The organism is Cronobacter universalis NCTC 9529 (assembly GCF_001277175.1).
In the GTDB taxonomy this organism is placed as follows: Bacteria; Pseudomonadota; Gammaproteobacteria; order Enterobacterales; family Enterobacteriaceae; genus Cronobacter; species Cronobacter universalis.
This window is the reverse complement of the sequence record NZ_CP012257.1, coordinates 4,072,306-4,092,334: the sequence shown is the minus strand read 5'-3', so window position 1 is coordinate 4,092,334 and position 20,029 is coordinate 4,072,306. Positions and strand designations below refer to the sequence as shown.

Annotated in this window: 17 protein-coding genes and 1 tRNA gene; 13 read left to right on the top strand and 5 right to left on the bottom strand. The window is 58.0% G+C overall.

Features of this window, described 5'->3' with window-relative positions; genetic code table 11:
• The first annotated feature begins 100 nt into the window (after positions 1-100).
• The 5 genes from AFK65_RS18885 to AFK65_RS18865 all read left to right on the top strand — a co-directional run bounded on the left by AFK65_RS18885 (position 101) and on the right by AFK65_RS18865 (position 4,721).
• Entirely contained in the window at positions 101-739 is a 639-nt protein-coding gene (locus AFK65_RS18885; RefSeq protein WP_038858654.1) for a lipase, read from the top strand.
• Between the two features lie 156 nt (positions 740-895).
• The gene (locus AFK65_RS18880) at positions 896-2,098 is read left to right on the top strand and encodes an L-lactate MFS transporter (RefSeq protein WP_007703051.1); all 1,203 of its coding nucleotides are present in this window, start codon (positions 896-898) and stop codon (positions 2,096-2,098) included.
• A gap of 127 nt (positions 2,099-2,225) precedes the next feature.
• Complete coding sequence (locus AFK65_RS18875; protein ID WP_007703048.1) at positions 2,226-2,657, top strand: organic hydroperoxide resistance protein; 432 nt, start codon at positions 2,226-2,228, stop codon at positions 2,655-2,657.
• Positions 2,658-2,873: 216 nt separating this feature from the next.
• Positions 2,874-4,553 carry a kdo(2)-lipid A phosphoethanolamine 7''-transferase gene (gene eptB / locus AFK65_RS18870; protein WP_007703045.1) on the top strand — a complete coding sequence of 560 codons (1,680 nt, stop codon included), beginning with the start codon at positions 2,874-2,876 and terminating at the stop codon, positions 4,551-4,553.
• A gap of 91 nt (positions 4,554-4,644) precedes the next feature.
• Positions 4,645-4,721: transfer RNA gene (locus tag AFK65_RS18865), tRNA-Pro, on the top strand.
• Positions 4,722-4,777: 56 nt separating this feature from the next.
• On the opposite strand, the gene AFK65_RS18860 is transcribed toward AFK65_RS18865, so the two are convergent.
• Both AFK65_RS18860 and AFK65_RS18855 read right to left on the bottom strand, forming a co-directional pair.
• Complete coding sequence (locus tag AFK65_RS18860) at positions 4,778-5,236, bottom strand: lysozyme inhibitor LprI family protein (RefSeq protein ID WP_032805030.1); 459 nt, start codon at positions 5,234-5,236, stop codon at positions 4,778-4,780.
• Positions 5,226-6,155, bottom strand: a complete 930-nt coding sequence (locus AFK65_RS18855) for a peptidoglycan-binding protein (RefSeq protein WP_007703041.1) — start codon at positions 6,153-6,155, stop codon at positions 5,226-5,228. The genes AFK65_RS18860 and AFK65_RS18855 overlap by 11 nt, the downstream gene beginning before the upstream one ends.
• A gap of 759 nt (positions 6,156-6,914) precedes the next feature.
• On the opposite strand from AFK65_RS18855, the gene dppA reads away from it, so the two are divergent.
• From dppA to dppF, 5 genes are all read left to right on the top strand, one after another.
• Positions 6,915-8,522 (top strand): dipeptide ABC transporter periplasmic-binding protein DppA, encoded by a 1,608-nt coding sequence (gene dppA / locus AFK65_RS18850; protein ID WP_032805029.1) that lies wholly within the window; start codon positions 6,915-6,917, stop codon positions 8,520-8,522.
• Between the two features lie 195 nt (positions 8,523-8,717).
• On the top strand, positions 8,718-9,737 hold the full coding sequence (gene dppB / locus AFK65_RS18845; protein WP_038858656.1) for a dipeptide ABC transporter permease DppB: 1,020 nt from the start codon (positions 8,718-8,720) through the stop codon (positions 9,735-9,737).
• 9 nt (positions 9,738-9,746) lie between these two features.
• Positions 9,747-10,649: a dipeptide ABC transporter permease DppC gene (dppC, locus tag AFK65_RS18840; RefSeq protein ID WP_007703031.1), complete on the top strand. Its 903-nt coding sequence runs from the start codon at positions 9,747-9,749 to the stop codon at positions 10,647-10,649.
• Positions 10,650-10,660: 11 nt separating this feature from the next.
• Positions 10,661-11,656 carry a dipeptide ABC transporter ATP-binding protein gene (gene dppD, locus AFK65_RS18835; protein WP_007703029.1) on the top strand — a complete coding sequence of 332 codons (996 nt, stop codon included), beginning with the start codon at positions 10,661-10,663 and terminating at the stop codon, positions 11,654-11,656.
• On the top strand, positions 11,643-12,656 hold the full coding sequence (dppF, locus tag AFK65_RS18830; protein WP_007703026.1) for a dipeptide ABC transporter ATP-binding subunit DppF: 1,014 nt from the start codon (positions 11,643-11,645) through the stop codon (positions 12,654-12,656). The genes dppD and dppF overlap by 14 nt, the downstream gene beginning before the upstream one ends.
• A gap of 200 nt (positions 12,657-12,856) precedes the next feature.
• Here the strand turns inward: dppF and bcsG are convergent, their stop codons facing one another.
• Genes bcsG through bcsE form a run of 3 tightly spaced genes read right to left on the bottom strand, consistent with a single transcriptional unit; the run spans position 12,857 to position 16,303 of the window.
• Positions 12,857-14,542, bottom strand: coding sequence for a cellulose biosynthesis protein BcsG (bcsG, locus tag AFK65_RS18825; protein ID WP_038858657.1), 1,686 nt, complete (start codon positions 14,540-14,542; stop codon positions 12,857-12,859).
• Positions 14,535-14,732 carry a cellulose biosynthesis protein BcsF gene (bcsF, locus tag AFK65_RS18820; RefSeq protein WP_007703020.1) on the bottom strand — a complete coding sequence of 66 codons (198 nt, stop codon included), beginning with the start codon at positions 14,730-14,732 and terminating at the stop codon, positions 14,535-14,537. Before bcsF ends, bcsG begins: the two co-directional genes overlap by 8 nt.
• Positions 14,729-16,303, bottom strand: coding sequence for a cellulose biosynthesis protein BcsE (gene bcsE, locus AFK65_RS18815; protein WP_038858659.1), 1,575 nt, complete (start codon positions 16,301-16,303; stop codon positions 14,729-14,731). The genes bcsF and bcsE overlap by 4 nt, the downstream gene beginning before the upstream one ends.
• 172 nt (positions 16,304-16,475) lie before the next feature.
• On the opposite strand from bcsE, the gene bcsR reads away from it, so the two are divergent.
• The 3 genes from bcsR to bcsA are packed head-to-tail and all read left to right on the top strand — an operon-like array spanning position 16,476 to position 20,019.
• The gene (gene bcsR / locus AFK65_RS18810) at positions 16,476-16,679 is read left to right on the top strand and encodes a cellulose biosynthesis protein BcsR (RefSeq protein WP_007703012.1); all 204 of its coding nucleotides are present in this window, start codon (positions 16,476-16,478) and stop codon (positions 16,677-16,679) included.
• The gene (gene bcsQ / locus AFK65_RS18805; protein WP_038858660.1) at positions 16,676-17,404 is read left to right on the top strand and encodes a cellulose biosynthesis protein BcsQ; all 729 of its coding nucleotides are present in this window, start codon (positions 16,676-16,678) and stop codon (positions 17,402-17,404) included. The genes bcsR and bcsQ overlap by 4 nt, the downstream gene beginning before the upstream one ends.
• Positions 17,401-20,019 carry a UDP-forming cellulose synthase catalytic subunit gene (gene bcsA, locus AFK65_RS18800; protein WP_038858661.1) on the top strand — a complete coding sequence of 873 codons (2,619 nt, stop codon included), beginning with the start codon at positions 17,401-17,403 and terminating at the stop codon, positions 20,017-20,019. Before bcsQ ends, bcsA begins: the two co-directional genes overlap by 4 nt.
• Positions 20,020-20,029 lie beyond the last annotated feature (10 nt).

Below are 20,029 nucleotides of genomic sequence, written 5' to 3'. Positions count from 1 at the left end.
GTTGCGAATAAAGAGACAATAGTTAATTCAGGGTTACTCGCCCATCCGCTAATAACGCGAATAAAAACTGCCGGAACCGGCTCTCTTCTGGAGTCGCTTGATGATGATAACACTCTCTGGACGCCATGCGTTGCGACGCGCGGCGGTGCTGTTGTGGTCTCTGGTTTTTACGCAGGCGGCGCACGCCTGGCAACAGGAATATATCGCTGTTGACCCCCAAAGTAATACCTCTGAACGTTATACGTGGGACAGCGATCGCACACCGAGCTATGACGAGATCCTCGCCGAGCGCGTGGCGCAGACGCAGCGCGACGAGGCGGTGATGGTCGCCATGCCCGCCGGCCTGAGCCTGTCATGGCCGCTGCCCGTGGTCGCGCGCCCGGTAGCGGGCTGGCGGCGCGAAGCCGACGGCCTGCCTTTACAGGAGAATGGTGCCAGCGCGGACGACGCCTACTGGCATGCGAGCGTCGGCTCGCTGGGCTGGCGGGTCGATTCACGCCTCGGCGCGATACGGCCGTGGGCGCAAGTAAGCTATAACCAGCAGCACGGCGATCCGCTGTGGAATATGCAGCCGCTGCTGCCCGGCAGCCAGTATGGCTCGTGGATGGATGTCTCGTTCGGCGCGGATATGCCGATTAACAAGCATCTCGCGGCCTGGGCGTCGTTCTCGCAGGCAGAAGGGCGGCTTAGCGAAAACGACGCGCAGAGGTATAACCTCGGCGTCAGCGCGACGTTTTAGGGCGCGCCATTCGCGCCCGTTCAAGGCCATCTATGCCTTCGCAGCGGCAGTTCATTCCGCGCCTGCGGCATCTCATGCCGTTTTCCCCCGAAAAAGTAGGGGTTTCGCTATCGTTGCAGGTAGTGAAGCTTTCTTCTTATCTGTGGGACAACAACCATGAATACCTCCATTCAACAGCGTACCCGGTGGCTCACCCTGGTGGGCACCATTGTTACCCAGTTCGCGCTGGGCTCGGTGTATACCTGGAGCCTGTTTAACGGCGCCCTGTCGCAAAAGCTCGACGAGCCGGTAAGCCAGGTGGCGTTTTCCTTCGGGCTGCTGAGCCTGGGGCTGGCGCTGTCGTCATCGGTCGCCGGTAAATTGCAGGAACGTTTCGGCGTGAAACGCGTGACGATCGCCTCCGGCGTGCTGCTGGGGCTGGGACTGGTGTTAACGTCCCACGCCAGCAACCTGATGATGCTCTGGCTGAGCGCGGGTCTGCTGGTAGGGCTCGCGGACGGCGCCGGTTATCTGCTGACGCTCTCTAACTGCGTGAAGTGGTTCCCGGAGCGCAAAGGACTCATCTCCGCGTTTTCTATCGGCGCGTATGGTCTGGGGAGCCTCGGCTTTAAATTTATCGACAGCCATCTGCTGGCGTCCGTCGGCCTTGAGCGCACGTTTGTCATCTGGGGCGGCATGGTGATGGTGATGATTATCGGCGGCGCGCTGCTAATGAAAGACGCGCCGAATCAGCCTGCGCGCACCGGCAACCGCGCCGGCGAAGGCGATTACAGCCTCGCCGAATCGATGCGTAAACCGCAGTACTGGATGCTGGCGCTGATGTTTCTGACTGCCTGTATGAGCGGCCTCTATGTGATTGGCGTGGCGAAAGACATCGCCCAGGGCATGGTGCGTCTCGACGCCGCCACCGCCGCCAACGCCGTTACCGTGATTTCCATCGCGAACCTGACGGGCCGCCTGGTGCTCGGCATTCTCTCCGATAAAATGCCGCGCATCCGTGTGATTACCTTCGGTCAGGTGGTGTCGCTGGTCGGCATGGCCGCGCTGCTCTTCGCGCCGCTCAATGAAATGACGTTCTTCGCTGCCATCGCCTGCGTGGCGTTTAACTTCGGCGGCACCATTACGGTCTATCCGTCGCTGGTCAGCGATTTCTTTGGCCTGAATAATCTGGCGAAAAACTACGGCGTGATTTATCTGGGCTTTGGGATCGGCAGCATCTGCGGCTCGATTATCGCCTCGCTGTTCGGCGGCTTTTACGTCACCTTCTGCGTTATCTTCGCGCTGCTGATTGTCTCGCTGGCTATCTCCACCACCATTCGCCAGCCGCGCCGCGAAGCCTGGGAACACGCCCGCGCCTGATGCCGGATTGTCGCTTCGCCGCCGCTCCCCGCGGCGGCGCTTTTCCCCGAATGTTCTCACTTTCCCCCCAGCTCGCTCAGACGTTCTATGCTTAATAGCTGTGATTGCCAACACGAAGGAGAACAAGATGTCCTTAGAAAAAGTGGTTTATCGCGCGAAAGCGAAAGCGACTGGCGGCCGTGACGGCCGTGCGACTTCCGATGACGGCGTGCTGGACGTGAAACTCGGCGTGCCGAAAGAGATGGGCGGCCAGGGGGGGCAGGTGACCAACCCGGAACAGCTCTTCGCGGCGGGCTACTCTGCCTGCTTCCTGGGCGCGCTGAAACATGTCGCCTCTCAGGAGAAAAAGAAAGTGCCGCAGGAGGCCTTTATCGAAGGTCAGGTGGGGATTGGGCCGCTGCCGACCGGTTTTGGTATCGAAGCCCAGCTGGATATCCATCTGCCGGGCATGGATCGCGCAGAGGCCGAGGAACTGGTGCAGAAAGCGCATATCGTCTGCCCGTACTCCAACGCCACGCGCGGCAACATTGACGTTAAACTGAACGTCATTACCGATTAATCCGTTCTCCCGCTCCGTAAAATGCGGTTCCGGCCTCATATTTTTGTAAATAGGGGCCGGACCGCCCTAAAAGCCCGCACTTTTTTCTGACCCTGTGGTCTACTATCCCGCGTCTGAGTTAAGAATCTCCTGATTCCCTCGTATTGCTACGTATACACTCTTTTTTCATTTTTGTGGGTAAAGGGTTTTAGTCCTTGTTTTGCCTGGGCGGCTTGCATGAAATACATCCTCTCGATGACACAGCAGAAACTGAGCGTTCTGCTGGCGGTCTACATCGGCCTTTTTTTTAACTGCGCGGTTTTATATCGTCGCTTTGACGGCTACGCGCAGAACCTCTCCTGGGTTAACGCCGTATCGATGGTGGTCGAACTGGCGGCCACGGTTCTCGTCACGTTCTTCCTGTTGCGTGTGCTGTCGTTGTTAGGGCGGCGCGTCTGGCGCGTGCTGGCATCGCTGGTGGTGGTGTTCTCCGCCGCGGCGAGCTATTACATGACGTTCATGAACGTGGTGATTGGCTATGGGATTATCGCGTCGGTGATGACGACCGATATCGATCTCTCTAAAGAAGTGGTGGGCTGGCGGTTCATCGCGTGGATAGTGCTGGTGTGCATCGTGCCGCTGACGCTTATCTGGGGCAACCGCTGCCGCGATACGCTGCTGCGCCAGCTGCGCACCCGCGATCAGCGCCTGAAAAGCGCGGCGGTGGTGATTGTGGCCGGCCTGCTGGTCTGGGCGCCGATTCGCCTGCTGGATATGCAGCAGAAGAAAGAAGAGCGTACCTCCGGCGTCGATATGCCAAGCTATGGCGGCGTGGTGGCGAACTCTTATCTGCCATCTAACTGGCTCTCCGCGCTGGGGCTGTACGCCTGGGCACAGGTTGATGAGTCCAGTGATAATAAATCGCTCCTGAACCCGGCCAAAAAGTTTACCTGGCAGGCGCCGCAGGGCATCGATGACACTTATGTGGTGTTTATCATCGGCGAAACGACGCGCTGGGACCACATGGGCCTGCTCGGCTACGACCGTAACACCACCCCGAAACTCGCGCAGGAGAAAAACCTGGCGGCGTTCCGCGGCGAATCGTGCGATACGGCGACCAAACTCTCGCTGCGCTGTATGTTTGTTCGTGAAGGCGGCGCGGAGGATAATCCGCAGCGCACCCTGAAGGAGCAGAACGTCTTCGCGGTGCTTAAACAGCTGGGCTTTAGCTCGGATCTTTACGCGATGCAGAGCGAAATGTGGTTCTACAGCAATACCATGGCGGACAACATCGCCTACCGCGAGCAGATTGGCGCCGAGCCGCGCAACCGCGGCAAGCAGGTGGACGATATGCTGCTGGTGGAAGAGATGAAAAACTCGCTGGCGGGGCACGATAAGGGCAAACATCTCATCATTCTGCATACTAAAGGCTCGCACTATAACTATGTGCAGCGTTATCCGAGAAGCTATGCGCGCTGGCAGCCGGAGTGCATGGGCGTCGATTCCAGCTGTAGTCGTCAGGAGCTGATTAACGCGTACGATAACTCGGTACTGTACGTCGACAGCTTTATCTCGGATGTGATTGACCAGGTGCGCAACAAGAAAGCGATTGTGTTCTACGCGGCGGATCATGGCGAATCGATCAACGAGAGAGAACACCTGCACGGCACTCCGCGCAACGTCGCGCCGCCGGAGCAGTTCCGCGTGCCGATGATGGTCTGGATGTCCGACAGCTATCTGGCCGATCCGCAGCACGCGCAGGCGTTCGCGCAGCTTAAACTGCAGGCGCAGCAAAAGCGCCCGCATCGCCACGTTGAGCTGTTCGACACCATTATGGGCTGCCTCGGCTACCAGTCGCCGGATGGCGGTATTAACCAGAACAACAACTGGTGTCGTGTTCCTTCTGCCGCAAAATAGCCATATCGCTGGCTTTTCAGCCGATCGACAGGCTTTTTTAAAGTAAGGGATTGACGGGAATTAGGGTGCGCAGTAATATGCGCCCCGCATTCGGTGATTGGCGCAGCCTGGTAGCGCACTTCGTTCGGGACGAAGGGGTCGGAGGTTCGAATCCTCTATCACCGACCAAATTCAGAAAAGCCCTGCTCAACGAGCAGGGCTTTTTGTTTTCCGGCGCTCTCACTTTAAGGCTGCACCTGCGCCATTAATGCGTTCAGCTCGACGATACGCGCCTTATTCATATTGATTTCGCACTGGGTGGATAGAACCCAATAGTTGGGGGTTTTAGCACTGATCTGGGAACTGGCCACCTGACAAAACAGGGCCTTATGTTTTTCCCATGCCGCCTGATCGTTTTTCAGCGCATTGGCCGTATCTACAACGATTTGTGAATCTTCATCCTCGTAATCCGCATTAGCCTCCAGCCAGTCTTCCGACTGTACCTGCTTCAGCGCCGCCGCCAGCGTCTGTTGTAGCGCCTGCTCCGTTTGCTTGCGCTGCCTCTCAAGACATCGCGTTCCGGCGGCATAATCCGCGCTCTTCGCACACATGTCCGCAGCCTCTCCATAAATGATGGACGAGGCAGAAACAAAGGTGGACGACAGCAGCAGGATGGACAGAAAAATAGGTGGCTTATAACTCATTGATATATTGCAACCTTTTTAAGTTTCTTCCGTGCGAGTTCATCTGTGCGCGATCTGTTTTCAGATATAAACGCACCGGTTTCAGATCGTCGAGTAAAATCAACCGGGCAAATTCACCTGCTGACTCACATCCCTGATACAAACTATCGATGTATATATCTTTTAATCTGACACGCATCTTTTCCCAGCATATGGCAGACATCATTCTCGCTTTGCGTCCATTAAAGATCCTTTTCGCCTCGGAAATATAAAATTGTATAGCAATTTCAAACAGTCTTATCTGTTGCTGGTGCGTAATCTCGCCGAAAAGCGGCCCATAAAATTTCACGAAACTTGCAGCCTCTCGTCCTTTCAGAAAAGCAGCTTTAGATGCCAGAATGGCTTTGTATTCTTCTATCCCTGCCTGTCTGAGCGTTGCAAAAATTTCACCTGCGCTTCGCCTTCCCATATCGTAGCCTCGTCCAAGCGTAACGCCAGAAGCAGCAGAATCAGGCCAGTGTAAGATGCGTGAGAACCAGGGATAAGGGTGCGGACGGAAAGGATTTGTAGCTGTAATATAATCCGTCCCTTCATTGTCAAAAGTAAATTGCGCTTCCCGTACATGTAACGGCCCGGAAGTAATCCGTGGGCGCCACTCGGGTTGACTGGCATTTTTTAATGCTTCAATGAACCATTGATCAAATGGCTGTACCAGGCCTGATCGGGACAGTGTTAACAAACGTTGATACCAGATAATCGCTTCTTTGGTTTCGTTGTTGCATATGCCATCCACTTTTAAGGAACGCCCTGTCGCTGTCTGATAACCAGCTTTCATCATCAATTCTTGTAGCGCTTTTACGTCATCAGCATAATTTACGCCGCAAACGCCTACCGATGATTGCAAGCGCAGCACGCGTGGCTCATGAAAATTCCTTTTCATATACCTCAATACCTTTTGTCAGTTCGTAAGGGTTTCCATTTTTTGTCGACACGACAGAGAACGTAGCGAACGCCTCAGGCGTGACGCGTTACAGAAACCAGAGCTGAGATCGTATTAAAGAGGCTCTCCATAAACCGTAAGCGGCCAGAGGTTATTGCTTTTCACCCCCACATTCAGACGCTGTTCCAGGGAATACCTGAACGGACGTATTCACCCGCTTAATTCGTTAGTCTTATTTAGCTTCGATTTTCTCGCGGGAACGCGATTCTGTGACATATTTCATTGAAAATAGTTATGAAACATACTGCATACTTTCCGCTCTGCTTATATATCGGCTCAGCATTTTTTGCTGCGGGGTTAACAAATCGCGCCATAAACCGTTCATAAGTTCGCCACAGCGCCAGAAATTTTGCATTAAGCGGATAAAACATAAGCGCTGGATGTTACAAAATATCAAGATGATTATTCTGCGAGTGAGGGCGTAGCATAAATTTCCATGCTGAAAACATGCCCATGAGGTTTTTTTAATCTTTGTTTGCCGTTTCTCACCCCGGTTGTAAATCCCGGATAGCTGTATTGACGTTTGCGTATTCTGTTGACAGATTGTAGGGCGTGAGGGTCATTTTACGGACAATCTGTACTGCAACTCAGTCTCCCTTGCGAAAGGAATCCCCAGCCTCACATTTACCGATCGGACCGGGCATAAAATAAAAAAGGTCTGACGGAATAACACAACACCTATCACATTGGAGCAGAAGAATGAGTATTTCCTTGAAGAAGTCAGGGATGCTGAAGTTTGGTCTGAGCCTGGTGGCTATGGCCTGCGCCGCAAGCGTACAAGCCAAAACCCTGGTTTACTGTTCAGAAGGCTCGCCTGAAGGCTTTAACCCGCAGCTCTTCACCTCTGGCACCACCTATGACGCAAGCTCTGTGCCTATTTACAACCGCCTGGTCGAATTTAAAACCGGCACCACGGAAATTATTCCGGGTCTGGCGGAGAAATGGGACGTCAGCGAAGATGGCAAAACGTATACGTTCCATCTGCGTAAAGGCGTGAAATGGCAGGACAATAAAGAATTTAAACCGACGCGCGAATTTAACGCCGATGACGTCGTGTTCTCATTCGATCGTCAGAAAAACGATCAAAACCCGTATCATAAAGTCTCTGGCGGCAGCTACGAATATTTCGAAGGCATGGGCCTCCCGACGCTGATTAGCGAAGTGAAAAAAGTCGACGACAATACCGTCCAGTTCGTGCTGACGCGCCCTGAAGCGCCGTTCCTCGCGGATATGGCGATGGACTTCGCGTCGATTCTTTCCAAAGAATACGCGGACAACATGCTGAAAGCCGGCACGCCGGAGAAAGTCGATCTGAACCCGATCGGCACCGGTCCGTTCCAGCTCCTGCAATACCAGAAAGATTCCCGCATTCTGTATAAAGCGTTCCCGGGCTTCTGGGGCACCAAGCCGAAGATTGACCGTCTGGTCTTCTCCATTACGCCGGATGCGTCCGTTCGTTACGCCAAACTGCAGAAAAACGAGTGCCAGGTAATGCCGTACCCGAACCCGGCAGACATCGCGCGCATGAAGCAGGATAAGAGCATCAACCTGATGGAGCAGGCGGGCCTGAACGTGGGCTACCTCTCTTTCAACACCGAGAAGAAGCCGTTTGACGACGTGAAAGTGCGTCAGGCGCTGACCTACGCGGTGAATAAAGACGCCATCATCAAAGCGGTTTACCAGGGCGCCGGCGTTGCCGCGAAAAACCTGATCCCGCCGACCATGTGGGGCTATAACGACGACGTGAAGGATTACACCTACGACGTCGAGAAAGCCAAAGCGCTGCTGAAAGAAGCGGGTCAGGATAAAGGCTTCACCGTTGAGCTGTGGGCGATGCCTGTCCAGCGTCCGTATAACCCGAACGCGCGCCGCATGGCCGAGATGATCCAGGCTGACTGGGCGAAAATCGGCGTTCAGGCGAAAATCGTGACCTACGAGTGGGGCGAGTACCTGAAGCGCGCCAAAGCAGGCGAACACCAGGCGGTGATGATGGGCTGGACCGGCGACAACGGGGATCCGGATAACTTCTTCGCCACCCTGTTTAGCTGCGACGCCGCGAAAGATGGCTCCAACTACTCCCGCTGGTGCTACAAGCCGTTTGAAGATTTGATCCAACCGGCGCGCGCTACCGATGACCACAACAAACGTATCGAGCTTTACAAACAGGCTCAGGTCGTGATGCACGATCAGGCGCCGGCGCTTATCGTCGCGCACTCCACCGTGTATGAGCCGGTGCGTAAAGAAGTCAAAGGCTACGTGGTCGATCCGCTGGGCAAACACCACTTCGAAAACGTCTCCGTTGAATAATTAAAACCGTCAGGGGCGCGTGAGCGCCCCGTGTCCGGCGACGCTGCGCTTATATCGGTCTACACTTTCAGGCCGGGCAAGCGTAGCGCACCCGGCAGCAGTGCTTTATTCCCTCGCTGAAAGGGGAGGGAATGAGATTTGTGAGCAATACAGACCACATCCCCTGGTTGTGCGTCACTACAGAGAATCCGGGTTATGTTGCAGTTCATCCTCCGACGTCTGGGGCTTGTTATCCCGACGTTTATCGGTATTACCCTTCTCACTTTTGCCTTCGTCCATATGATCCCCGGCGACCCGGTGATGATCATGGCGGGCGAACGTGGTATTTCCCCTGAGCGTCACGCGCAGCTGCTGGCCGAGCTGGGCCTCGATAAGCCGCTGTGGGAGCAGTATCTCCACTATATCTGGGGTGTCCTGCATGGCGATTTAGGCCTGTCGCTCAAAAGCCGCCTCCCGGTGTGGGACGAGTTCGTGCCGCGCTTTAAAGCGACGCTGGAACTGGGCATCTGCGCGATGATTTTCGCGGTCGCCGTCGGTATTCCGGTGGGCGTGCTGGCTGCCGTCAAACGCGGTTCTATCTTCGATCACACGGCGGTAGGCCTGGCGCTGACCGGCTACTCCATGCCTATCTTCTGGTGGGGCATGATGCTTATCATGCTGGTCTCGGTGCAGTGGAACCTGACGCCGGTGTCCGGGCGCGTCAGCGATATGGTGTTCCTTGACGATACCAACCCGCTGACCGGCTTTATGCTTATCGACACCGCCATCTGGGGCGAAGAGGGCAACTTTATCGACGCGCTGGCGCATATGGTTCTGCCCGCCGTGGTGCTTGGCACTATTCCGCTGGCGGTCATTGTGCGTATGACCCGCTCGGCGATGCTGGAAGTGCTCGGCGAAGATTACATCCGCACCGCGCGCGCCAAGGGCCTGACCCGTATGCGCGTTATCATTATCCACGCGCTGCGTAACGCCATGCTGCCTGTCGTGACGGTGATTGGGCTTCAGGTGGGCACGCTGCTCGCGGGCGCTATCCTGACGGAAACCATCTTCTCCTGGCCAGGCCTCGGCCGCTGGCTTATCGACGCGCTGCAGCGCCGCGATTATCCGGTCGTGCAGGGCGGCGTGCTGCTGGTGGCGACGATGATTATTCTCGTCAACCTGCTGGTCGATCTGCTCTATGGCGTGGTGAACCCGCGTATTCGTCATAAGAAATAAGGGGCCATCATGACGCAACTAACTGAAAACAAAGTGGTGGCCGCACCGGTGCCAATGACACCGATGCAGGAGTTCTGGCACTACTTCAAACGTAACAAAGGCGCGGTCGTCGGGCTGGTGTATGTCGTCATCATGATCCTGATTGCGGTCTTCGCGAACATCGTCGCGCCGCATAACCCGGCGGAGCAGTTCCGCGATGCGCTGCTGGCTCCGCCGGTCTGGCAGGATGGCGGCAGTTGGGCGCATATTCTCGGCACCGACGACGTGGGCCGCGATGTGATGTCGCGCCTGATGTACGGCGCGCGCCTGTCGCTGCTGGTGGGCTGTCTGGTGGTGGCGCTGTCGCTGGTGATGGGGATTGTGCTTGGCCTGGTGGCGGGCTATTTCGGCGGTATCGTCGATACCATCATCATGCGTATCGTCGATATTATGCTGGCGCTGCCGAGCCTGCTGCTGGCGCTGGTGCTGGTGGCGATTTTCGGCCCCTCTATCGTTAACGCCTCGCTGGCGCTCACCTTCGTGGCGCTGCCGCACTACGTGCGCTTAACGCGCGCGGCGGTGCTGGTGGAAGTGAGCCGCGATTACGTCACCGCCTCCCGCGTGGCGGGTGCCGGCGCGATGCGCCAGATGTTCGTGAACATCTTCCCTAACTGCCTTGCGCCGCTGATTGTTCAGGCGTCGCTCGGTTTCTCGAATGCCATTCTCGATATGGCCGCACTGGGCTTTCTTGGCATGGGCGCGCAGCCGCCGACACCGGAGTGGGGCACCATGCTCTCCGACGTGTTGCAGTTCGCGCAAAGTGCCTGGTGGGTCGTGACCTTCCCAGGTCTCGCTATCCTGCTGACGGTGCTGGCATTTAACCTGATGGGCGACGGCCTGCGCGACGCGCTCGACCCCAAACTCAAGCAGTAAAGAGGCACGAGATGGCGTTACTGAATGTAGATAAATTATCGGTGCACTTCGGCGACGAAGGCACCCCGTTTCGCGCCGTAGACCGCGTGAGCTACAGCGTAAACCAGGGCGAAGTGGTCGGCATCGTGGGCGAATCGGGTTCCGGTAAATCGGTCAGCTCGCTGGCGATTATGGGCCTTATCGATTTCCCTGGCCGCGTGATGGCGGACAAACTGGAATTCAACGGCCAGGATTTACAGCGTATTTCGGAAAAAGATCGCCGTAATCTGGTGGGCGCCGAAGTGGCGATGATCTTCCAGGATCCGATGACCAGTCTGAACCCGTGCTACACCGTGGGTTTCCAGATTATGGAGGCTATCAAAGTGCACCAGGGCGGCAATAAAAAGACCCGCCGCCAGCGCGCGATTGATCTGCTTAATCTGGTTGGCATCCCGGACCCGGCGTCGCGTCTGGATGTCTACCCGCATCAGCTCTCCGGCGGGATGAGCCAGCGCGTGATGATCGCGATGGCTATCGCCTGTCGTCCCAAGCTGCTGATAGCCGATGAACCGACCACCGCGCTCGATGTGACCATCCAGGCGCAAATCATTGAACTGCTGCTGGAGCTTCAGCAAAAAGAGAACATGGCGCTGATCCTTATCACCCATGACCTCGCGCTGGTGGCCGAAGCGGCGCACAAAATCATCGTGATGTACGCAGGCCAGGTGGTGGAAACCGGCGAAGCGCGGGATATCTTCCGCGCGCCGCGTCACCCCTATACTCAGGCGCTGCTGCGCGCCCTGCCGGAATTCGCGCAGGATAAGGCGCGTCTGGCGTCGCTGCCGGGCGTGGTGCCGGGGAAATATGACCGCCCGACGGGCTGTCTGCTCAACCCGCGCTGCCCCTACGCGACCGAACGCTGCCGCGCAGAAGAACCGGCGTTAAACCTGGTGGACAATGGCCGCCAGTCGAAATGCCACTACCCCCTCGATGATGCCGGGAGGCCAACCAATTATGAGCACGCATGAGGCCGCCACGCAGCAACCGCTGTTGCAGGCTATCGACCTGAAAAAACATTATCCGGTGAAGAAGGGTTTCTTCGCGCCGGAGCGTCTGGTGAAAGCGCTGGACGGCGTCTCGTTTACGCTGGAGCGCGGCAAAACGCTGGCGGTGGTGGGCGAGTCGGGCTGTGGGAAATCCACGCTGGGCCGTCTGCTCACCATGATAGAAACGCCGACCGGCGGCGAACTCTACTACCAGGGGCAGGATCTGCTGAAACCGGACGAAACGGCGGAGAAACTGCGCCGCCAGAAAATCCAAATCGTGTTTCAGAACCCGTACGGCTCGCTGAACCCGCGCAAAAAAGTGGGGCAAATCCTTGAGGAGCCGCTGCTGATTAACAGCTCGCTCAGCAAAGAGGCGCGCCGTGAAAAAGCGCTGGCGATGATGGCGAAAGTGGGGCTGAAAACCGAGCACTACGACCGCTATCCGCATATGTTCTCCGGCGGCCAGCGCCAGCGTATCGCCATCGCGCGCGGGCTGATGCTTGACCCGGACGTGGTGATCGCCGACGAACCGGTTTCGGCGCTGGATGTATCAGTGCGCGCGCAGGTGCTGAACCTGATGATGGATCTGCAGCAGGATATGGGGCTGTCGTATGTGTTTATCTCCCACGACCTGTCGGTGGTGGAGCATATCGCCGATGAAGTGATGGTGATGTATCTCGGCCGCTGCGTGGAGAAAGGCACGAAAGACCAGATTTTCTCGAATCCGCGTCATCCGTATACCCAGGCGCTGCTCTCCGCGACGCCGCGCCTGAACCCGGACGACCGCCGCGAGCGTATTAAGCTCACCGGCGAGCTGCCAAGCCCGCTGAATCCGCCGCCGGGGTGCGCCTTCAGCGCCCGCTGCCGCCGCCGCTTCGGCCCGTGTACGCAGATCCAGCCGCAGCTTAAGGAATATAACGGCCAGCTGGTTGCCTGTTTCGCTGTCGATCAGGATGAAACCGGCGAGCCGCGCATTCCTTAACGGTACGCGCGCCACGTAAAAAGCCGACGCAGAGCGTCGGCTTTTTTATGGAGGTCACGGAGCAGGCGGTGGATGCGCTGCGCTTATCTACCCCCTACAAAATAGGCGACCTGTGTAGGGCGGGTAAGCTTTGCGCACCCGCCGCGCTCAAAAGAAAAGCCGACGCTTACGCATCGGCTTTTTTAACATGGCTCGAAAAATTATTGCGGGTAAGGCACCCAGTCGCCGCCGCTTAAGCGCACCCAGGGTTTGCCCTGGTATTGCACCACCACGGCGTTGGCGTTCTCGGAGACTGGCGCGCTCTGCGGCAGGTTACTGGTCAGCGCCTGCCAGTCCACGTTATCGGCCACAAAGTTCTTACCATCCAGCATTCGCACCACCAGCTCGGAAATCGCGAGGAAGCTGCTCGGCTGGTCGATATCGATAGCCGCGCCCTGATGCGGCGCTTTCATGCCGATAAATTTAATGCCGACCGGCACATGGGTAATGGACGGGCTTGGGATATCGCGCAGGCCGGACACCTGCATCTTATCGCCCTGCAGCGCCGCGCCGTGCTCCGGCACCATCACCACCATCACTCTGCGGTTCTCTTTCTCAAGCTGCGTCAGGAATGCATCCAGCTCGTCAAACAGCTTCTGCGCGCGCGCTTTGTAATCGGCGGTTTTGCTGTTGCCCGGATAGTGGTTGCCGTCATGCAGCGGCAGCAGGTTAAAGAACGTGGCGCTGCGATCGCCGCTGCCCTCGCTCTTCACGGTCTGCTGCCAGCGGTTGAGCACCGCCGTATCGTCATACACCGGCGAGCCGTCAAACGACAGCAGATTCACCGGCAGCCCGGACTGATCCATCAGCGGCTCCTGCATATTGCCGTTTTCGCGCACTTCTTTGAGGAAGTTACCGAACTCGCCGTTGTGGTCCATCATCAGGTGACGCTTAAAGCCGAGCTTCGCCAGGTTGTCGAACAGATAGCACTGCTCACCCGCGGGCTGGTAGAGATTTTTATGCGACGGCTGACCGCAGCTCGCGCGCAGCAGGCGGATCGCCGCCGGGCCGCTGTACGAGGTGCCGGAGTTAAAATTCTTAAACACGATGTCGAAATGCGACCAGAGCGGGTGCGACATCAGGCCCGTGGCGTCTACGTCAGACCAGGCCAGCGAACAGATGTTAATCACCAGCAGATCGAACGGCTGCGCATCCGCCGGCAGGCTCGCCGGGAAAGGCGTCTGGCGTTTGGATTCGCTGGTATAGAAGCTGTTCAGCCAGTCGTTAATGCTCTGGTTGCTCGCAGGCGCGGTTTGCAGCGGAATATCGCCCGTCACCACCGTACCGGCGGCGTTCGCGACGGTCGGCGCCGCGCCGCCGCCGGTCGTGGTGACCGTCGCGGCCGTGGTATTGCCGGCAGGCCACAGCGAGACGACCGGGCCGGTCACGGTCAGCACGTTAAGCCAGACCATAATCGCCACCACAAACACCGTCACCCGCACCCACTGGGAGAGGAACATCCAGGCGACCAGCAGCACAAAAGCGGCGCCAATCATCTGCCAGTTAATAAAGCGCGTTACGAGATCCAGCACATAATCGGTGCTGAAGCCCGCCACCTGCGAGCCCTGACTCATAATGCTTTGCGGCCCCGGCAGCCAGGTGTCGTGCCAGAACAGGCCGATGCCGACAGGAATCGCTATCCAGTGGCGCAGGCGATGCAGGCGCAGGTTCGGGACAGGGAACAGCAGAAACGCCATAAACACCAGGTTGGCGAGCGGGTGGAAATTCAGATAGCCCGTCCAGAGCAGGCCGAATTTCAGCAAAAAATAGTAGTTCCAGCCGGAAAGACCGCGCCAGTTCTGCCAGCCCGAGCGGGCAAGGGGAGCGGAATGAACGTGATTAGTCATGTTTTAAATTTGCCTTGACGGTAGAGCGGCGGCGCAACGTACCAGCGGGTTTAACAAATCGGGGGCGAAACAGCAGCGGGCGCAGCGCTTTCATCATGCGACGCTTGCCCACGCACAGCGCGTATCCCAGCGGGATAAAAATCAGCGCGCACAGCGCGATAAGCTGAAGAATATCGCTAATCGACATCATAACGCGCGCTCCTGTGCGGTGTCGTTAAGCAGCGTAATGGGCGTAGGCACCTGGCGCGCGCGCGTTTTCGGCGCGTCGGCGAGCAGCGCGGCCGTCTCGCTGGCCTTGCGGGTCATCTCAAGGGGCGCGGCCCACTGTTCCGGGCGCATCGCGCTCATCTGCAGGATCTCGGCGGCTATCTGTTTATCTTCATGCCACACCATACGGTTGGAAAACAGCTCGCTTATCGGCAGCGGGAAAATATGGCTAAGCGCAGTGTCGAGATCGGTGATACGGCAGAACGATAAAAACAGCACCAGCCGGTTTTCGCCAAGCGTCACGATATCGCCCATGCGGCCCGGACGGCAGAGCGTCAGCGCCTGTTCGACGCGAATGCCCGGCACCGGGCGCAGCGCCACCAGAATTCCTTTATTATCCTGTGGGATAAGCAAGTTGTTCATCAGCGCGCCGACGGCGTTGCAGAACATATCCCACGGCTGGTAGCCGCGCATTTTCAGCGGCTGCATCGCCTCCAGCAGCATATTCACATCTTCCGGCACAAAGCGGGTGAACTGCTGGTTCTGCACGCTTTCAATCAGCGTCAGGCAGCGGGAGAGCGGGGCGTTCCACGGGATCACCATATTCGCGCCGCAGCCCAGCAGCAGCCGTTCGTCGGTGGCGCGCACGCTGGCTTTGTTTTCTCGCACGATGATTTTCAGCGCGCTGCCGCGCTGGCGGCGCAGCGCGTGTACGTGACGCGCCAGCCCTTCTATCTGACTGTTTTGCGAAAGCGAGAAAATGACCGTCGCGGCCTGCGCCTGACGCGCCTCGTTAAACAGCGCGTCGTTGTCCTCAAAGAGCGTCCAGTTTTCGGAAAGCGGCGGCGCGCCTTCGAGCACGGCGATATGGCTCAATACGCGGCGCTCATCGCTGCGCGCCTGTAACGACACTTCCTGGCGCGGCGCCAGCGACAGGCGGCCGTTAATGAATGTCACCGGCAACTGCTGGCGCGCGCTGACGCCTTTATCGTTAAACCAGAACGCCACGTCATAAAGCCAGGCGTCGCCCTGATAGCGTAAGGTGGCAAGCCCGGAGAGCTGCTGATATTCGGTCATCAGCATTGAGGTTTGCTGGTCGGCCTGCGCGCCGGAATTAATAATCAGCAGCGTACATCGATGTTCCTGCGCCCAGCTTTGGCTTTTTCTTATCCAGGCTTTAATATGAGCGGGCGCCACGCCCTGCCAGGCGTTTTCCGCGCACAGCAGCACAATGAAATAATGTTCAGGTTCAAAACTGCAAAGCAGATCGTGATGCAGGCGATGAAGCGCATTCTGGCTTTTCGGCATGGTAAACAGGCGCACTTCATTCGGGCCTTGCGGCGCGGCCGGAAGTGGCGCAATCACGGTTTCTGGCGCGGCGTCCATTGTAATGACGGCCACTTTTGTCTCGGGGGTTTGCGCAAGAAGCGTTTGATTGACGAACGTAATTGCATCGCTATGGCGGTCGCAATTTATCCAGCCTGTTCCGCCTGCCGAAATATGGCGCAGTTCATCCCAGAGCGAATCAATGCCAATTGAAAAAACAAGAGCCATGGCGCCCTCAATATATAAAGAGTATGCCTGTCAGTTTACTAGCGAAAGCCAGGAAATAAACCTAACATTGAAATTAAAGAACATGATCATTAGCATGCAAACCGGGATTGCGCAGATTCACTGTTTTCGTTTGCTGGCTTTAGTGATATTGCTCTAAGGAAAAATAGAATATATGCCTGAGAATGACGCTAAGGCCGCACGCCAGCCCGATCGTGGCTATACCTTCCAGAATGATTTTGAAGCGCTCAGCCGCGTGTTTTCACTTCCAGATCTCGACTACACCGATATATCGCAACGTGAACAACTCGCGACGGCAATTGCGCGCTGGCCGCTGCTGGCGGAATTAGCGCGTCGTGATTCAGGAGCGCAAGGATGACCGTTCTGGCATTACAGGGCGTACGTGGCGGCGTGGGGACCACCTCCTTAACGGCGGCGCTCGGTTGGGCGCTGCATCAGCTGGGCGAATCGGTGCTGGTGATTGACGCCTCGCCGGATAACCTGCTGCGCCTCTCTTTTAATATCGATTTCGACCACGCCGAAGGCTGGGCGCGCGCGCTGCTGGACGATAAACCCTGGCAGTCCACCGCCTGGCGTTACGCGCCGGGGCTGGACGTCCTGCCGTACGGCGCGCTGCGTCAGGCGGAGCGGGAAAACGACGTAACGCCTGCGCTCGGCGCGTTCGCGCAGCATCTTCAAACGCTCAAGGCGAGCGGCCAGTGGCGCTGGATACTGCTGGATCTGCCGTGCGGTTTTGACGCCGTGACCCGCAGCCTGTTGCAGGTGGCCGACCGCACGCTCTGCGTGGTGCAGCCCGACGCTAACTGCCATGCCCGCTTACATCAGCAGGCGCTGCCGGGCGGCTGCGATCTGCTGGCGAATTTCCGCCTGATTTCAAGCCAGGTGCAGAACGACATCTGGCAGCTCTGGCTGCAAACGCAGCGCCATCTGGTGCCGGTCGCGGTGCATCGCGACGAAGCGATGATGGAGAGCTTCGCCGCCAAACAGCCGGTGGGCGAATACCGCCCGGATTCGCTGGTGGCGGAAGAGATTGTCACGCTGGCGAACTGGTGTTTGCTGCATTACGGGAGTGAAGGCGCATGATAAGCCTCTCCGCGCTGGTGCTTGCGCCGCCGGTTCGCGCGCGGCTGCGCGAGCGTTATATTACCTATCGCCGCAATGGCGCGCCGCCGTTCAGCGCGGCGCTGGGCTGCCTCTGGCTGACGCTCGCCTGGCTGTTTCTGCCGCTGGAAAACCCGCGCTGGCAGGCTATCCGCGCGCAGCACGCGCTGCTGTTTCCGCATATTCATCCCGACCGTCCGCGTCCGCTCGACACGGTGCGTTATCTGCTCCAGGCGTTATGGCTGGTAGCGCTGCGGCCCTGGCGCGCCGTCGGCGCGCCGCGCTGGCGGCCCGTCTCAAAGGTACAGGTCTGGCGGGAGCGTTTTAACCTCTGGCTGGAAACCCTCCCGCAGCGCTTCAGCGACGAAACCGACCACCTGAACGAACAGAAAGAGCTGGGCCATATCAATGAGCGCCTGCGGCGCGTCGTGCTGGGCGTGGTGGTCTTTTTCTCGCTGGTGCTGGCGCTCCTGTGCGTGACGCAGCCGTTTAACCCGCTGTCGCAGTTTATTTTCCTGATGCTGCTCTGGGGCGTGGCGCTGCTGGTGCGCCGTATGCCGGGCCGTTTCTCGGCGCTGATGCTGATTGTGCTGTCGCTGACCGTTTCCTGCCGCTACATCTGGTGGCGCTACACCTCGACGCTGAACTGGAACGATCCGGTAAGCCTGGTGTGCGGCCTGGTGCTGCTGGTGGCCGAAACCTACGCGTGGGTGGTGCTGGTGCTCGGCTACTTCCAGGTGATCTGGCCGCTCAACCGCCAGCCGGTGCCGCTGCCAAAAGATCTGAAAACGTGGCCGTCGGTCGATATTTTCGTGCCGACCTATAACGAAGATCTGCACGTAGTGAAAAACACGATTTACGCCTCGCTTGGCATCGACTGGCCGAAAGACAAGCTTAAAATCTGGATACTGGATGACGGCAATCGCGAGGAGTTTCGCCGCTTCGCCGAGTCGGTCGGCGTGGAGTATGTGGCGCGGCCAACCCACGAGCACGCCAAAGCGGGCAATATCAACAACGCGCTGAAGCTCGCGAAAGGCGATTTCGTGTCGATTTTCGACTGCGACCACGTCCCGACGCGCTCGTTCCTGCAACTCACGCTGGGCTGGTTCCTGAAAGACAAAAAGCTCGCGATGATGCAGACGCCGCACCACTTCTTCTCGCCGGACCCGTTTGAGCGCAACCTCGGGCGTTTTCGTAAAACCCCGAACGAAGGGACGCTGTTCTACGGCCTGGTGCAGGACGGCAACGACATGTGGGACGCGACCTTTTTCTGCGGCTCCTGCGCTGTGATCCGCCGCGGCCCGCTGGATGAGATCGGCGGCATCGCGGTGGAAACCGTCACCGAAGACGCCCATACCTCGTTGCGTCTGCACCGGCGCGGCTACACCTCCGCCTATATGCGTATCCCGCAGGCGGCGGGGCTGGCCACCGAAAGCCTCTCGGCGCATATCGGCCAGCGTATCCGCTGGGCGCGCGGCATGGTGCAGATTTTCCGTCTCGATAACCCGCTTTTTGGCAAAGGGCTCAAGCTCGGCCAGCGGCTGTGTTACGTCAACGCGATGCTGCACTTCCTCTCCGGCGTGCCGCGGCTTATCTTCCTGACCGCGCCGCTGGCGTTCCTGCTGCTGCACGCCTACATCATCTACGCCCCGGCGCTGATGATTGCGCTGTTCGTGTTGCCGCACATGGCGCACGCCAGCCTGACCAACTCCAAAATCCAGGGCAAATATCGCCACTCGTTCTGGAGCGAAATCTATGAAACGGTGCTCGCCTGGTATATTACGCGGCCCACGATGGTGGCGCTGTTCAACCCGCATAAAGGGAAGTTTAACGTCACCGCCAAAGGCGGGCTGGTGGAAGAAGAGTATGTCGACTGGGTGATTTCGCGCCCGTACCTGATGCTGGTGTTGATAAACCTGCTCGGCGTGCTGGTCGGCGTCTGGCGCTACTTCTACGGCCCGGCCAACGAGATGCTGACGGTTATCGTCAGTATCGTCTGGGTCTTCTACAACCTGATTATCCTCGGCGGCGCGGTGGCGGTGTCGGTGGAAAGCAAACAGGTGCGCCGCGCCCATCGCGTGGAGATGGTGATGCCGGCGGCGATCGCCCGCGAAGATGGCCATCTCTTCTCCTGTACGGTGCAGGATTACTCCGACGGCGGCCTTGGCATTAAAGTGCATGGCGGCGCGCAACTGTTGCAGGGGCAGAAGGTGAACCTGCTGATGAAACGCGGGGCGCAGGAGTATGTCTTCCCGGCGAAAGTCGTGCGCGTCTTCGGCGACGAAATCGGCCTCAACCTCGACGGCCTGACCACGCGTCAGCATATCGATTTTGTACAATGTACCTTCGCGCGCGCCGACACCTGGGCGCTCTGGCAGGACAGTTTCCCGGAAGACAAACCGCTGGAAAGCATGCTCGATATCCTCAAGCTCGGCTTCAGAGGGTATCGCCACCTGGCGGAATTCGCGCCAGCGTCACTCAAAATTGTCTTTCGCACCCTTACCACGCTGGTTTCCTGGATAGTGTCGTTTATCCCCCGTCGTCCCGAGCGGACGGCTTTGGGGGAGCGTGCGCTCCCGGTTATGGCTCAACAATGATGAATATGCG